Origin of the sequence: Clostridium thermosuccinogenes (genome assembly GCF_002896855.1) — a bacterium.
Taxonomy (GTDB): domain Bacteria; phylum Bacillota; class Clostridia; order Acetivibrionales; family DSM-5807; genus Pseudoclostridium; species Pseudoclostridium thermosuccinogenes.
Genome location: NZ_CP021850.1, coordinates 2,163,941 through 2,178,838, shown reverse-complemented (window position 1 = coordinate 2,178,838; position 14,898 = coordinate 2,163,941). Strand labels below are relative to the sequence as shown.

The window sequence follows — 14,898 nt, the reverse complement described above, 5'->3', positions numbered from 1 at the left end:
TTACCAAAGAAATTACCACGCCTTTCCCTAAAATGGTATAATATAAGCTGTGTGGACAAATCATTATCGGAGGAAAGTAATGGGATTACGAAAGGGTCAAAAAGAGCTGGTCGAACAATATCGAGGCGGATTTTGCGCGGTTCCGGCCATTCCCGGCGGCGGTAAAACCCACTGCCTTTCCATCTGGGCTGCGGAAATGATAGCTCAGGGGCTGCATAAACCGGGAAAAATACTTATTGTTACATATATGAACAGCGCGGTAAACAATTTCCGGCAGAGGATAGCAAAAGAGCTGGCAAGAAGGGGTATATCGGGAAATAAGGATTATGTAGTATCCACGATACACAGCCTGTGCCTTAAAATTGTAAAGGAAAAGCCGGATTTAATTAGCACTAATGAAGAATTTGAAATCATAGATGAGGTCACCAAATTTCATCTTATAAGCAGTGCGGTGGATGAATGGAGAAGAAAAAATGAAGATATATTCAGATATTATTTGGAAGAATCCAACCTGAGCGCCAACAAGCTCTCAGAAAATTACAAAAAATGGAATGACAGACTTTGCGGAGTAGTGCTGGGGGCTATAGGCGACTTTAAAAGCCATGGCATGAAGCCGCTGCAGGCCAGGGAAAGCTGCAGGAAGCTTCCGGAGACTTCCCTTTTGAAACATGCGGCCGATATATATGCCATTTATGATAAAAAGCTAAAGATGAGCGGATTTCTGGATTTTGACGATATGCTTTACAATGCGAAGGAGCTGCTTACCATGGACAGCAGCCTTCTTGAAAAGTATCGCAAAAAGTTCACCTTTGTCTGTGAGGATGAAGCCCAGGATTCAAACCTCATCCAGAGTGAAATACTTACACTGATAGCCGATGGAAACCTTTTGAGGGTGGGAGACAGCAACCAGGCCATTTGCGGCAGCTTCAGCAACAGTGACTTCACCCTGTTCAAAAGCTTTTGTGAAAAGCCGGAAACTGTCGTTTACAGGATAACCCAGTCCAGCAGGAACACAAGGGAGATAATCGATCTGGCCAACTATTTTGTTAAGCTTGTGAGAGAAGAGCATCCGGTTCCTGAATGCAGGGAGAGCCTTCTTCCTCAGTTTATTGAGCCGGTGGACCCCCATGATGAAAGGCAAAACCCCGTCACCACTGAATACGGAATAAAGGCGCAGATATACGGTTCATGGGATGAGGAAGTAAATTCGGTGGTCACGGAAGTGATCCGCATGGTTAAGAGGCACCCGGACAAGACGATATCAGTGCTGGTTCCCAACTCCTACAAGATGAGGGATATAGTGCGCTGCCTGGAAGATAAGAACATACCCTTTGAGCAGCTGGACAACACTTCGGACGAAAGGAACAGGACCATCAAGGTTCTGGGCAGGATCATAGATTTTATTGCAGAGCCGGAAAACGGAGAGAAGTTTGGTGCCATGATGAATGAATGCTTCCTCCGTGATAAATATGAAGATGAGATGCCGGAATCGGAATTTAACCCGGACATGCACGGCAAGGAAAGCCAGAGGGAGATGCTCACGGCATTCCTGAGAAAATATCCGGTGGAAAAGCTGCTGTATCCGGCAGCTGGGGAAATAGACATACGGGAAATACCGCCGGAGCTCCTCAAATCAAAGATATGGAGGGACTTTACTGATAAGCTGGAGACAGTGAGAGGGTTTTTGGAGTTTCCCACGACAGTGGTGGAAAAGCTGATATTGTATATATCGGAAAAGCTGAACTTTGGCAGGGAGGAAAGGGCCATAGCCCAGAAGGTCGCCGGGGATGTAAGGTATCTCATGAACCAGAACCCGAGATGGAGGCTCAGCGATCTGGCGTTGGAGCTTTTGAGCCCCAAGAACATGTTCAACTTTTTCGCCGGCATTGTATGGGAGCTTAAGGGATACGAGCCAAAACCCGGTGTGGTGACCGTAGCCACCTATCACAAGTCAAAAGGGATGGAATGGGATATAGTGTTCCTTACAGGGCTTAATTACGCTGATTTCCCTGTTTATCTTACCGATAAGTTTGTCGGAGAATACTGGTTCCTGAAGCAGGAATATAAAAATCCCCAGGCCTTGGTAAAGGCCGATCTGGAAAAAATCCTTGGGGCCGGTACCGGGGAGGACTCAATACTGAAGTCAAAAATAGAGACTATATCAGAAAGAGCCCGTCTGCTATATGTAGGAATAACCAGAGCCAGGGAGTATCTTTACCTCTCAGGTTTTCATGCCAATCAAGGAAAATGGAATGAAAACCTGCCGTCAAAATATCTTTTGGATATTAAAAAGCATATTGAGGAGGTGGGCGCAAAATGGACAGGGATTTGAGACTTGCCGACCATTTCCTTTATACCCAGCATTCCCTTGCCACCTTTGATAACTGTCCTTTGAAATTTAAGAAAAGATATCTGGAAAATCTTAAGTGGGACAGCTTTCCCGATGAGGCGACAAGAAAGAGTATCGAGGCAGGCAATAACTTTCATCTATTGGCCTATAGATATTTTATGGGCATTGAAACTGCTCCCGTAGAGGCTCTGGAAAAATACCCGGAGCTTTCAAGATGGATGGAAAGCCTCATGAAAAGATTCAATATAAATCCGGAATTCAAATACCTTCCTGAATACAAGCTGAGGATGTCTTCAGGGGAGATGAAGCTGGAAGCGAATTTTGACCTTCTGATTGTAAAGCATGATCATATCGAGATATGGGATTGGAAGACCCATGGGGGCAGGGGAAAGGTGAGTGCCGCAGCAATAGGAAAGAAACTTAGGAGCAGCCTGCAAACCATGGTTTATATGTATGCCTTGAAAGAGCAATCAAGGCTGGTGGCAGGAGAAGAAATAAAAGCTTCAAATATAAGCATGCACTATTGGCAGCCGGAACCGGCCATGACTCTGGCTGAGATAAAGTACAGCGATGCACTGCATGAGCATTTTGGCAATATAATAAGGGAAAAGATAAGAAACATACTTAACTATGATTTCAACAGCTTTGACAAGGATATGTACTCCAAACACTGCAGGGTTTGTGAATTTAACTGGTTTTGCAACAATGAGAGGGTGGATTTCTCAGCCATGCAGGAGGACGAGGATATTATGCTTGAGCTGGACTGGGAAAGGGCAGAAGAGGTGTACTGAGTTATATGAAAATAGATGTCAACATACTCAATGAAAATACACATATACCTGATGAAATCATTGAAGCTGCCGACGGGGACGAACTTATAGCGAGGATTTTCTTCAACCGGGGCTATAAAGACCCGGATACCATAAGGCAGATGCTCTGCGAAGATTTGTATACGCCTGTACAGCCGGAGGAATTCCCCCGCATGGACAAGGCTGTGGCAAGAATCGCAAAGGCTATCGAAACAGGAGAAAAGATTGCTGTATACGGAGACTATGATGTGGATGGAGTAACCAGCACCGCTCTTTTGGTGCAATGCCTTACCTGGTATTCAAGCTCCGTCATCTATCATGTGCCGGACCGCTTCACTGAAGGATATGGAATGAATGAAGATGTCATCCGGTCTATGGCAAAGGACGGAGTAAGCCTCATCATCACCTGTGACTGCGGTATTTCAAATATTAACGAAATAAAGACAGCAAAAGACCTGGGGATGGATGTTGTTATTACCGATCACCACAATCCCGATGTCCTTCCCGAGGCTGACGTCATACTGAATCCGAAGCTTCTCGGAGAAGGCCATAAAGCGAGGAATCTGTCGGGATGCGGTATGGCATATTTTCTTGCCCTTGCCCTTTTGGAGCAATATGGAGAGAGTGAAAAAGCAGAAGCTTTTCTGGATTTACTTGCCATGTCGCTGATTGCCGATGTGGTGAGCTTAAACGGTGAGAACCGTTATCTGCTGAAAAAGGCCTTGCCCAAGCTGTTTGGCACCAAAAGAACGGGACTTAAGGCGCTGCTTGAAATCGCTGAGAAAGACAGCAAGCTGCAATCGGAAGAGGATGTGGCCTTCCAGTTGGCACCCAGGATAAACGCTGCCGGTAGGATGGAGTCCGCCCGTTTGCCCGTTGAGCTGCTTCTTTGCAGTGATGCCCAAAAAGCTATGGAGATGGCCCTCAAGATTGACCATCTCAACAGGGAAAGGAAAAGGATTCAGCAGGAGATGGTTGACGAGGCCATAGAGCAGGTGGAAAACAGAAAGAAGAACAAGAGCATACTGGTTCTTTTCAGCGAATTCTGGCACCATGGGATAATAGGCATCGCTGCGGGAAAAGTGTGCGAAACTTATCGTAAGCCTGCCATACTGTTCTCATTGAAAGAGGATGGAACGACTGTTACAGGGTCCGCCCGTTCCACTGAGGAAGTCAACATCTATGAGCTTATTAAAGCCTGCAGCAGCAAGCTCTTGAAATTCGGAGGCCATTCCCAGGCAGCCGGGCTATCATTAAAGAGGGAGGATCTGGAGGAATTCACCCGGGAAATAGAGGAGTTGGCGGAAAGAGAATACTTCATAAAAGATGAGATAAAAGTGAACGCAGATATGGAGCTGACCCTGGATAATATCGATGAAGAGCTGTATGGCAGGATATTAAAAGCAGGACCCTATGGGGAAGGCTTTGAAGCTCCCTGCTTTATAACAAGGGGTGCGACTGTCGCCAGCGATAGAAAAACTGCTAAAAGGCACCATATAATGGTTTTGGCGGACGGTCACGGCAACAGGCTTCCTGCGGTTAAATGGTTTGGAGAGGATGAAGATTTAAGTGGAAAGCTCTTCGACATAGTATATAAAATAGGCAGGAATACCTACAGGGGGAATGATGAAATCCAGCTTACGATAAGTCATCTCCTGCCGGTGGAAGGCACTCCGGAAGCTGTATTTGAAGGTGAGTTCATAGACGGAAGGGGAATGGATATAAAAACCCTGCTGAAGGATTTTGAAGAAGCTGTATTTTTTTATGAAGGTTTAAGGCTAAAATGCCCGGTGGATAACACTGTCGACAGGTATGACCTGAGAACGTCCAAAAAGGTTGAAACCCTGGTGTTTTTGTCAACCCCGGTAAACGCTTCGGTCTTCCGGGAGGTTATAGCCCTTGCCAGACCCAGAAAGGTGGTGCTAAGCTTTGCCGTCACTCAGGATTATACCTTCAAAGGGTTCATGACCAACCTGATGGGCTTGGTTAAGCATATCATAAACAAGCAGGGTGGGAGATCGAGCTTGGAACAACTGGCTCTAATGCTTTGTGTCGAGGACAATATAATGAGGGCAGCATTGAAATACCTAAGGACCATAGCGCCGGTGGAGTTCCTGGAAAACAGCGAGGACGAAATATATATATATGGAGTGAAAGAACGTTCTACTGCGAATAATATTGCTGTTGAGAAAAACATAAAAAATGCGTTGATGGAAAAGAACGCTTATCAACAGTTTTTGATGAAGCTGGATGTAAAATCCTTCGGCCAGTACTTAAAATAGCGGTTCATATTCAGCCGATATTGGAAACAGTGATTCAATTTTGAGCTTTCTTGAAACTTTACAGCTTTTCATAATATTGACACAATATTGACATAGAATAAAACATAAGTTAATATGAAGCTAAAGCTTGTAAAAGAGCAGCATACATTCATAATATTGATAATATACTTGTTAAAGTTAGATATAGCGGATATAACGAGAATTTACATGCCTTTAACTTTGCACCGCCGGGGGAAGTGAGGTTAACTATGAAGGCTCTGATTTTGTCAACCAAAACAGGGCAGGGTCATAATTCAGCTTCCATGGCCATAGCCAGTTGCCTGGAGAATGAAGGCTGGGAAGCGATAGTATCCGATGTCCTGAAGTCAGGAAAAAGAAACGTGTCAGCTCCGGTATCTGCTTTATATGATAACATCGTTTTGCATATGCCTGCGCTTTTCGGAATGCTTTATCGCGCAGGTGAGCTTGTAAGCTCAAGCAAACGCCATTCACCCATATACTACTTGAATTCCATTTATTCCGGAAAGCTTTTGGATAAAATCAAAAGCACGGAGCCGCAGATAATCATATGTCCCCATATTTTCAGCGCTCAAGCCATAACCAGGCTTTATGAAAAGCATGAGCTTTCTACTCCTTCTGTCGGTATTTTGACGGATTATACCTGCAGTCCTTTCTGGGAGGAAACGAGGCTGGATGCCTATGTGATCCCTGCACCTCAGCTCATTGATGAGTTTGCTTATAAAGGAATTCCCCGGGAGAAGCTTTATCCTCTTGGAATACCCGTAAATTCCTGCTTTAAGAAAACTCACGATAAGGCTGAGGCCCGGCGTTTATTTGGAATCACTGCCGACAAGGTATTTACCGTAATGGGAGGCAGCATGGGGTATGGATATATACGGGAGCTCTCCACACTTCTGGCAAGGAAGATGCCGAAGGCTCAGGTGGTTGCTGTGTGCGGAAATAATGAAAAGCTTTTCAAAAGTTTCACAGGAATCAGTAACATTATTCCCTTTCAATTCATAGATAATATTGACATACTGATGGATGCTACCGATGTTCTGCTGACAAAGCCGGGTGGCCTTTCGTCTACCGAAGCGTTGTCCAAAAGGCTGCCTGTAGTTCTGACATGCCCGATACCCGGGGGAGAAGAAAGAAATGCCGATTTCCTGTCCTCCATAGGGGTGGCGGAATATGCAAAAACTCCGGAAAGCGCAGTGGAAAAAGCCATAGAGCTCGTGTTTGACATGAGGAAACGCAAAAAAATGATAGAAGCTCAGGAAAAGTACATAAACAGGGATGCGGACAGGGATATTGCCAAGCTGATTATCAAATTATCTGAAAAAGCAGGAGGTAGGCAGATGTGCAAAGCTGTATAACAATGACTATTATAGGCTTTTTTGCAGGTTCCTTGATGTTTTCATATTTTATTCCCAAATGGTTTTTGGGCATCGACATAAGGGAAAACACCGAAGACGGCAATCCGGGCAGTACCAATGCCATTAAATCCGCCGGAGTGCATATAGGTTTGCTGTGTATGTTCCTCGATATATTAAAAGCATTTATACCGATATATATATCGATAAACTATTTGAACATTTCGGGGTTATACCTTGTTCCGGTTATAGCCGCACCGTCAGCCGGACATGCTTTTTCACCCTTTATGGGTTTTAAGGGCGGCAAAGCTGTTTCAACGCTTTACGGTTCTCTGCTGGGCATTCTTGGCATAAGCAGGGCGGTTTTCTTTATTGCAGCTTTGATGGTCCTTTTCAAGACACTGATTGTCATCAAGCCTGATTCCGCCATGGTGACAGTGAGCCTTATCAGTGCAAATGCTGCGGTGCTATACTATGAACCTCTTTATGAAGTGAAAATAGCCGTCACTTTAATCTGTCTCATCGTATCCTATAAGATTTTAAAAAATCCCAACAAAGGTGATATTGTCGTTTCTATATGGAATTTACACATCATCTTCGATGAAGGAAAAGTCAAGGTAAGACATATTTAGTGCCGATGAAAAGTTCACATAAAATAAAGGAATTTGTCGTCTTGCATAGAATTGTATATCACTATGAGTTGTATGAACCCCTAATAAAAATAAATAACAGGGTATGGTTAGTTTTGGCTAAATCAATAAGGAAAAGCTTTTAATCTTTTTTTATTGCAGCATTAGGTTGCATAACATAGGCTAGAAGAGGTGGTATTTTGAATAAAGCAGCATATATCACTACAGTGGGAGGGCTTTTGCATGACTTCGGCAAGGTGTTGCACCGCTCCGGTGCCGCAGATGGACGTTCTCACAGCATTTCCGGTGCAGATTACATAAAAGGGTTTACCAGTGATAAGGATATAATAGATTGTATCAGGTTCCACCATAGAAAGGAAATAGATAGCGCTTTACTGTCGGATGAAAGTCCGGCATATATTGTTTATATCGCCGACCATATTTCATCAGGAGCCGACAGAAAGGGTATTGAAGGTGAAGCAAACACAGGATATGACCAGGAACGGATGCTGGAGTCGGTGTACAACCTATTGAGCAACAGAAAGGGCAAAGCCGTATATGCTCCCGGAATGATTAAAAACACCATCAACTATCCGGGAGAAGGCATAAAAGCTGCTGCCACCGAGTATCCCAGACTCTTATCAGGTTTTACCGATGGCCTTTCCGATATTTGCTTTGAACCGGAGTACATAAATTCATTGCTGGAGCTTTGCGAAAAATATCTGTCCTATATTCCCGCTTCCACCGATTCGGGACAGGTTTGTGATATTTCTCTGTTTGACCATTCCAAAATAACGGCAGCTCTTGCATCCTGCATAGCGTTATATTTAGAGGAAGGAAACAGGTTAAATTACCGTAAGGAGCTTTATGAAAGGGAATCCGATTTTTGCAGCGAAAAAGCTTTTTGCCTCTTTTCGGTAGATATATCAGGAATACAAAAGTTCATATATACGATTTCATCCAAGGGCGCTCTTAAGGGATTGCGCTCCCGATCCTTTTATTTGGAGATTTTGCTGGAAAACATCGCTGACGAAATTCTTAATGCCTGCGGTGTTTCCCGGTCGAATCTTTTATATACCGGAGGTGGACATGCCTATCTGCTGCTTCCCAATACCGGCAAAGTCCTGACGACTGTTAAGGAATCCTTTAGCAATATAAACCGGAGGTTGTTGGAGAAATTCGAAACCGAGCTTTATATAGCTTATGGAATAAAAGCCTGTTCAGCCAATGAGCTGATGTCCAGGACCGGAAATCCTGAAAGTTATGTTAACTTATTCCGTAGTGTGTCCTCACAAATATCGGCTATGAAGCTGCGCCGGTATTCAGCGGAGGATATAAGGTTTTTGAATTCCGTTGGCATTGACAGGGAAGGGAGAGAATGTGCGGTATGCGGCACCTCTTCTGTAAGATTGTCGGAACGGAACGGCAGCATTATGTGCGGCATGTGCTCATCGTTGTCGGATATATCGGGAGGACTCATAAAAGAAAATGTGGTTTTTGCCGTTTTGCGGGAAGAACCCAACAATGCGTGTTTGCCTGTCTTTTCTGCTGACGGAAGCTCACTATATTTAAAGCCGATGACAGCAGACGCTGTCCGGGAAATGTTGAGGGAGGCTCCTGAAAAGGTTGTCCGTATTTACAGCAAGAATGCCTATAGCACGGGTATTCCCCATTCCATTAAACTATGGATGGGTGATTATGCCGCAAAAAGCGCCGAAGGTGCACTAAAGACCTTTAGCGAACTGGCACAGGATTCTCAAGGAATAAACAGAATTGCTGTTTTAAGAGCCGATGTGGATAATCTTGGAGCAGCCTTTGTAAGCGGTTTTATGAGGGAAAAGGACCCCGAAAATAAATATAAATACATGACGATTTCCAGGACAACCACCCTGTCCCGCAGTCTTTCCCTGTTCTTTAAATATCATATAAATTATCTTATGGAAAACCCGGAATTTTCCTTGACGGATAAAGAAGGCAAAAGAAATGTGGTAATTGTGTATTCCGGAGGAGACGACCTGTTTATTGTGGGTGCCTGGGATGAGGTATTTTCTGCTGCGGTTGATATACGAAGGGCATTTAATCGTTATACCGACAGAGCCTTGACACTGTCTGCCGGGCTTGCGGTTTTTGATGAAAAGTACCCCATATCCCTTATGGCGGAAGAAACAGCAGAGCTGGAGGAAAGGGCAAAGGACAACAAATATGAAGGTGGCTCGAAAAATTCCGTTTCCCTCTTTGGCCTTGAATCGGAAAAAGGACAACTTACCGACAAGCATACTTATAACTGGGATACCTTTGAAAGCAAGGTTATAGGTGAAAAGTATAAAGCAATAAAAGCTCTTTATGAAGCAGGCGGAGATTACGGGAACACATATTTTTACAATATTTTATACTTCTTAAGGGAGTCGGAAAATGAAAAAGTCAATGTTGCCCGACTGGCCTATCTGCTGGCACGCCGGGAGCCTGACAAAAAAGCCGCAGATAAATTGAAACAAGCCTACTCCAGCTTCAGTGCCAACGTCTATAAATGGGCTTTGGCACCGGAGGACAGGAAGCAGCTAATCACAGCCCTCATAATTTTCATGTGCACTTTGAGGGATGAGAAGGAGGATTAAAAGATGGATATCATGAAAGATGCGCTGAAGAAAGCCGGATATAGTGAACCGGATAACAGGAATAAGAAGGCAGAAGCAAAGCATTCTACCTCAAAAGGTTTTGATGCCTTTGAGAAGCTCCATGAAGACTACACTGACAGAGCTGAACGGGTGATAATAGAGCTTCAAAATAAGTTGGGAAAAAACTATAAGGATTTCACCACTTCCAAGATAAGAAACATATTGGCAATGGTGAGCGATATATACAATGATGTCCTGACGGAGCAGGATGAAGTTTTAAATGATGAAATCAGAGGGAAAATCGCATACCTTAAGGTAAGGCTTATATATGAATGCGGACGGGAACCAAATATAGTAAAACCCTTTGTTGAACTGGCGGGATTGCTGGACATCATATCCGGCATAGGATACAGCCGGCAGAGATTCATTGATTTCGAGCATTATATGGAAGCACTGGTGGCATATCATCGCTTTCATGAAGGAAAAGACTAGGACGGAGAGAATTAAGGGGGGCAAAATATATGTATGGGAAAATAGCAATCAATTGCAAAATGACTGTTTTGACAGGAATGCATATAGGTGGTTCATCCATGTTTTCAGCTATTGGAGCTGTGGACAGCGTAGTCATAAGAGATCCGTGGACCGGAGAGCCTATGGTGCCGGGCTCCAGTTTAAAGGGTAAAATGCGCACATTGCTGGCCAAGGAAATAAGAAATGATTATGTAATGCAGGATTTCAGTGATGATCCTGATATTATAAAGCGTTTATTCGGGACAACCGGAAACAAAAATACCGGTGAGAAGCCGAAAGGTGCAAGGCTGCAATTTGCCGACGCTTTTCTGACAAATGCCGAACATTTGAAGAAAAGAGGAGGAATGACCGAAATCAAGTTTGAAAATGTTATAAACCGCTACACATCCATCGCAAACCCCAGACAGATAGAAAGGGTTGTGCGAGGCGCGGAGTTTGCCATAAAAATGGTTTATGATATGGAAAAGCCGGAGGAAATCCGGGAGGATTTTGAAAGCATCGCAAAAGCCTTGAAGCTTTTATCCATGGACTATCTTGGTGGGCATGGAACCCGGGGATATGGCAGGGTGAAATTCTCGGACTTTGATATAAAAGTCATGAACGGGCAATGTAATGAGGATACGAATGAGCTCCTGAATATTTTGAAAGGAGTAGAGGACTATGGGATATTCTCTTTACAGGCTTGAGTTTACTACTGGGCTGCATATAGGAGTTGACAGGGGAGGCCAGTCCCTGGATGATGGACGCATGACCATCCATTCGGACACGCTTTTTTCTGCATTGTGCTGTGAGTGCGCAAAACGTGGGGATATAGATCGCCTGTATGAGCTTTTTTATACTGGTGAAATAACAACTTCCGATTGCCTGCCTTACAAAGGCAATGAATATTATTTTCCAAGACCTATACTACACACGGGAAAAGCCCAGCGAGAGGGTAGACCGGAAGCGAGAAAAGCCTTGAAGTCCGTTGAGTACATTCCGGTTTCATTGTTTGATGCCTTTCTGAAAGATTATGCCAATAAGGAAGTTGACACTGACAGGTTAAAATGCAATTTCGGAGGGCTTACATCGTATACCCGGGTAGCGATGAAAGGCCAGCCGCAACCCCAGCTTTATCAGGTGGCCTTTTGGCGTTTTGCATCAGGCTGTGGTCTGTATGTGATTGTGCGGTATAAAGATGAAAGCTCGCTTTTGTTTTTTGAAGAGGTTTTAACCGCCCTGGGCTTGTCCGGGGTCGGAGGAAAGCAATCGTCCGGCCTGGGTAAATTTAATGTTATGAAATCTTCTTTGCCTGAGAAAATGGAAGAGCTGCTGGAGGACGACAGAGCCGATTATCATATGCTGCTGGGGACAGCTTTGCCGGAGGAAGGCGCGCTGGATGATATTCTTTCTGAAAGCTGGTATGCTACCTTGAGACGTGGAGGCTTTGTCCGATCAGAAACCTATTCAAAGGCGCAATTAAAGAAAAAGACGATATATATGCTGGCACCCGGATCTTGCATAAAAAAAAGATTTGACGGAGGAATGTTTGATCTGTCGGATGGAGGTACTCATCCTGTCTGGCGGTGTGGTAAAACCTTGTTTGCGGGGGTGAGACTATGAGGTATGGTCATCTGGAGAGGGTTGAGTTGGTGCTTCGCACACTTTCCCCGGTTTTTATCGGCTCAGGTGAGAAGCTGACCAAAAAGGAATACATATATGATAAAAACGACAGAGTAATTTATATGCTCAACCTGGCAAAACTGGTGGAATATTTATCCAGGAGAAAGCTTGAAGGAGCTTATGAAAGATTTCTGCTAAGCCCAAATAAAAATGATCTGCAAGCTTTCTTATATGAAAACGGGGTTTCGAAGAAAGACTACAAGCTTTTTACCTCCTATGCGATTGATGCGGGAGAGGTGGCTGCTTCTGAAAAATTCCACGGTGTGCTGATGTTTATAAAAGGCTCAGACGGTAAACCTTATATACCCGGCTCCAGCCTGAAAGGCGCTATACGCACGGCAATAGGATCAAAGCTCATGGAAAAGGGGAACTATGATAAGGAAATATTGAAAATCGAAGAATCGTCAAAAGTATTTAAGAGTCAGAAAACATATGTGTCAGGGGAAGCAAAAAATCTGGAAAGCAGGCTTTTTTGCAAACTGGGCATAACGGATCCGCGCAAGCCTGGCAAGATAAAATGGAACAGCATTTTGAATGATTTCATGAAAGGGATAAGCATCAGCGACAGCTTACCCATAGATTTAGAAAACCTTACTCTTTGTGGTAAACATGACCGTAAACCTGATGGTAAATCAAAGCAATTGCCCATTTATCGTGAATGCCTGGCACCGGATACCGAAGCCCGCTTTGTAATGACCTTGGACAGGACAATAATGGACAAGGTGGGTATAGATTTGGATTTCATACAGGACGCACTGCAGAGATTTTCGAAAAAGCATTTTGAAAATTTCGAGAAGTATTATAGAAAGCTGCCTGAGGATGCCGAAGATAAAAGTACAAGCGGTGTAAAAATAATTTTAGGCGGCGGTGCGGGATATGTGAGCAAAACCCTTACCTATCCTCTGATCCGGGAGAGGGAAAGGTCAGTTAAGCTTGTGAGTGACATGATGGCAAAACTTTTCAGGATACATAAGCATGAAAAAGACCTGAAAGTATACAAGGTATCACCACATATTCTCAAGACCACCATGTATAAGGGCAAGTACTACCAGATGGGCAAATGCGAGCTGATGTTCAGATGAGTTTTCCGCGGAAGTCATGTGGACATGAAACCTAAGGGGTTTCGCAGATGCAGTATTTAAGGTGCTTTGAGTTAGATATTGCGGTAAAATGAACTTTGAAAAATGAATATTGAAAGTAGGGTCCGCGGAAAGAGACTTTGAAAACCTTGGTTTTGGTGTGATACAGGTATGCGCAGTAACAACTTGCACCCGCGAGGGGACGGCAACTCCAACCACTCTGCTTTTACTTGGCCGTTTGGTTGTAACAACTTGCACCCGCGAGGGGACGGCAACGTCTCTACCTATGCGGAGTATACGGGCCTTTTTAGTAACAACTTGCACCCGCGAGGGGACGGCAACTTTTCAAACATTCTTCTTTTGTGCTTTCACAATAGTAACAACTTGCACCCGCGAGGGGACGGCAACGCTATTGCCAGGTCGTTGAGTGTCAGCGGCTTGAGTAACAACTTGCACCCGCGAGGGGACGGCAACGATGGTGGAAATGATACATTAGACTTAATTATAAAGTAACAATTCGCACCCACGAGGGGACGGTAACACCTGCTTTACATATTCTTCTGGATAATCCTCAAAATAACAATCTGCACCCGTGAGGGGACGGTAACTGCCCTCCTTCGATTTCAATAGTATCGCCATAAATGTAACAACTCGCACCCACGAGGGGACGGTAACTCTTCAGCGACTATTGCAAAGAACAACTGCTCAAATAAGTAATACACACCCATAAGGGAAGGTAACTTAGCTGCTGTTCTGACCAGGTTTCTATCTATAAAGCAACCCATACCCGCAAGGGGACGGCAGTAGGTCTTTTTCATATCTAAAAATGGATTTATCGTGTAGCAACCTGTACCCGTGAGGGGACGGCAAGATTTCTGCTTTCTTGACATGTGCTTCATATTCTTATAACAACCAACACCCGTAAGGGGACGGTGATTTCAGATTGCGCAGTTCATTACATGTGATAGCAAATAACAACCTGCACCCGCAAGGGAACGGAGCAAAATCTAACCTCATGGCACTGAAATATACCATTGCTCACATGTATTTACAAAAGCATGCAAATGCGTTAACATAATATTCATGGGAAATAAGCATGAGGCAGTAATGATGTTATTCTCAACGCAGAGCAGTTTTTATAAACTGAAAATTGAAAGTTTTATTTAAAAGTAAAATTAATATAACCCTGAGGGGACGGGAATGGATTTAATTTTTTCTTAACATATTCGTTGTGCATAAAAAAGCTCCATAAGGAGACGATACATTGACTTCAGTTGTCTCAGTTGTGCTGAAAATATAAATTAGATGGGGTACACCTTTGGGTGACGGATAAAATTAGAATGGAATGTCATCGAATTCGTCCTCGCGGGAAAATGTATATTAAGAGAAAGTCAAAAGCATCTTTTCCCCGGAGGATTTTTTATGGAGTTATATACCCTGTAAAGGGACGAAATCAAATAAAAACAAGATTTTGGGCTGCATTTTCAGGTATGCTCCGTAAGATTACTTAAAAAGCACATTAGCGTATATTACCACAATGTTCCATTACCCCTATGAGAACAGAAAGG

The 14,898-nt window shown here is 43.9% G+C and carries 10 protein-coding genes; all 10 read left to right on the top strand.

Annotated elements, in window-relative coordinates; all coding sequences use genetic code 11:
- The first annotated feature begins 79 nt into the window (after positions 1–79).
- The 10 genes from CDO33_RS09565 to csm5 all read left to right on the top strand — a co-directional run bounded on the left by CDO33_RS09565 (position 80) and on the right by csm5 (position 13,333).
- The gene (locus tag CDO33_RS09565) at positions 80–2,332 is read left to right on the top strand and encodes an ATP-dependent helicase (protein ID WP_103081265.1); all 2,253 of its coding nucleotides are present in this window, start codon (positions 80–82) and stop codon (positions 2,330–2,332) included.
- Positions 2,317–3,141, top strand: coding sequence for a PD-(D/E)XK nuclease family protein (locus CDO33_RS09560; protein ID WP_103081264.1), 825 nt, complete (start codon positions 2,317–2,319; stop codon positions 3,139–3,141). Before CDO33_RS09565 ends, CDO33_RS09560 begins: the two co-directional genes overlap by 16 nt.
- A 5-nt stretch (positions 3,142–3,146) precedes the next feature.
- Positions 3,147–5,441, top strand: a complete 2,295-nt coding sequence (gene recJ, locus CDO33_RS09555) for a single-stranded-DNA-specific exonuclease RecJ (RefSeq protein WP_103081263.1) — start codon at positions 3,147–3,149, stop codon at positions 5,439–5,441.
- A 248-nt stretch (positions 5,442–5,689) separates the two neighbouring features.
- Positions 5,690–6,817 carry an MGDG synthase family glycosyltransferase gene (locus tag CDO33_RS09550; RefSeq protein ID WP_103081262.1) on the top strand — a complete coding sequence of 376 codons (1,128 nt, stop codon included), beginning with the start codon at positions 5,690–5,692 and terminating at the stop codon, positions 6,815–6,817.
- Positions 6,802–7,446 (top strand): glycerol-3-phosphate acyltransferase, encoded by a 645-nt coding sequence (locus CDO33_RS09545; protein ID WP_103103151.1) that lies wholly within the window; start codon positions 6,802–6,804, stop codon positions 7,444–7,446. The genes CDO33_RS09550 and CDO33_RS09545 overlap by 16 nt, the downstream gene beginning before the upstream one ends.
- A 197-nt stretch (positions 7,447–7,643) precedes the next feature.
- A complete protein-coding gene (cas10, locus tag CDO33_RS09540; RefSeq protein WP_161496484.1) occupies positions 7,644–10,058 on the top strand; it encodes a type III-A CRISPR-associated protein Cas10/Csm1 in 2,415 nt (804 codons plus the stop codon).
- Positions 10,059–10,061: 3 nt separating this feature from the next.
- On the top strand, positions 10,062–10,550 hold the full coding sequence (gene csm2 / locus CDO33_RS09535) for a type III-A CRISPR-associated protein Csm2 (protein ID WP_242973883.1): 489 nt from the start codon (positions 10,062–10,064) through the stop codon (positions 10,548–10,550).
- 29 nt (positions 10,551–10,579) lie between these two features.
- Entirely contained in the window at positions 10,580–11,275 is a 696-nt protein-coding gene (gene csm3 / locus CDO33_RS09530; protein ID WP_103081259.1) for a type III-A CRISPR-associated RAMP protein Csm3, read from the top strand.
- Positions 11,250–12,191: a type III-A CRISPR-associated RAMP protein Csm4 gene (gene csm4 / locus CDO33_RS09525; RefSeq protein WP_103081258.1), complete on the top strand. Its 942-nt coding sequence runs from the start codon at positions 11,250–11,252 to the stop codon at positions 12,189–12,191. The genes csm3 and csm4 overlap by 26 nt, the downstream gene beginning before the upstream one ends.
- Positions 12,188–13,333: a type III-A CRISPR-associated RAMP protein Csm5 gene (gene csm5, locus CDO33_RS09520; protein WP_103081257.1), complete on the top strand. Its 1,146-nt coding sequence runs from the start codon at positions 12,188–12,190 to the stop codon at positions 13,331–13,333. Before csm4 ends, csm5 begins: the two co-directional genes overlap by 4 nt.
- The last annotated feature ends 1,565 nt before the right edge of the window (positions 13,334–14,898 follow it).

Excerpts from the sequence above, each read along its gene's own strand:
- CDO33_RS09565 (WP_103081265.1), top strand. The coding sequence starts at position 80 with ATGGGATTACGAAAGGGTCAAAAAGAGCTGGTCGAACAATATCGAGGC.
- CDO33_RS09560 (WP_103081264.1), top strand. The coding sequence starts at position 2,317 with ATGGACAGGGATTTGAGACTTGCCGACCATTTCCTTTATACCCAGCAT.
- recJ (WP_103081263.1), top strand. The coding sequence starts at position 3,147 with ATGAAAATAGATGTCAACATACTCAATGAAAATACACATATACCTGAT.
- CDO33_RS09550 (WP_103081262.1), top strand. The coding sequence starts at position 5,690 with ATGAAGGCTCTGATTTTGTCAACCAAAACAGGGCAGGGTCATAATTCA.
- csm2 (WP_242973883.1), top strand. The coding sequence starts at position 10,062 with ATGGATATCATGAAAGATGCGCTGAAGAAAGCCGGATATAGTGAACCG.
- csm3 (WP_103081259.1), top strand. The coding sequence starts at position 10,580 with ATGTATGGGAAAATAGCAATCAATTGCAAAATGACTGTTTTGACAGGA.
- csm4 (WP_103081258.1), top strand. The coding sequence starts at position 11,250 with ATGGGATATTCTCTTTACAGGCTTGAGTTTACTACTGGGCTGCATATA.
- csm5 (WP_103081257.1), top strand. The coding sequence starts at position 12,188 with ATGAGGTATGGTCATCTGGAGAGGGTTGAGTTGGTGCTTCGCACACTT.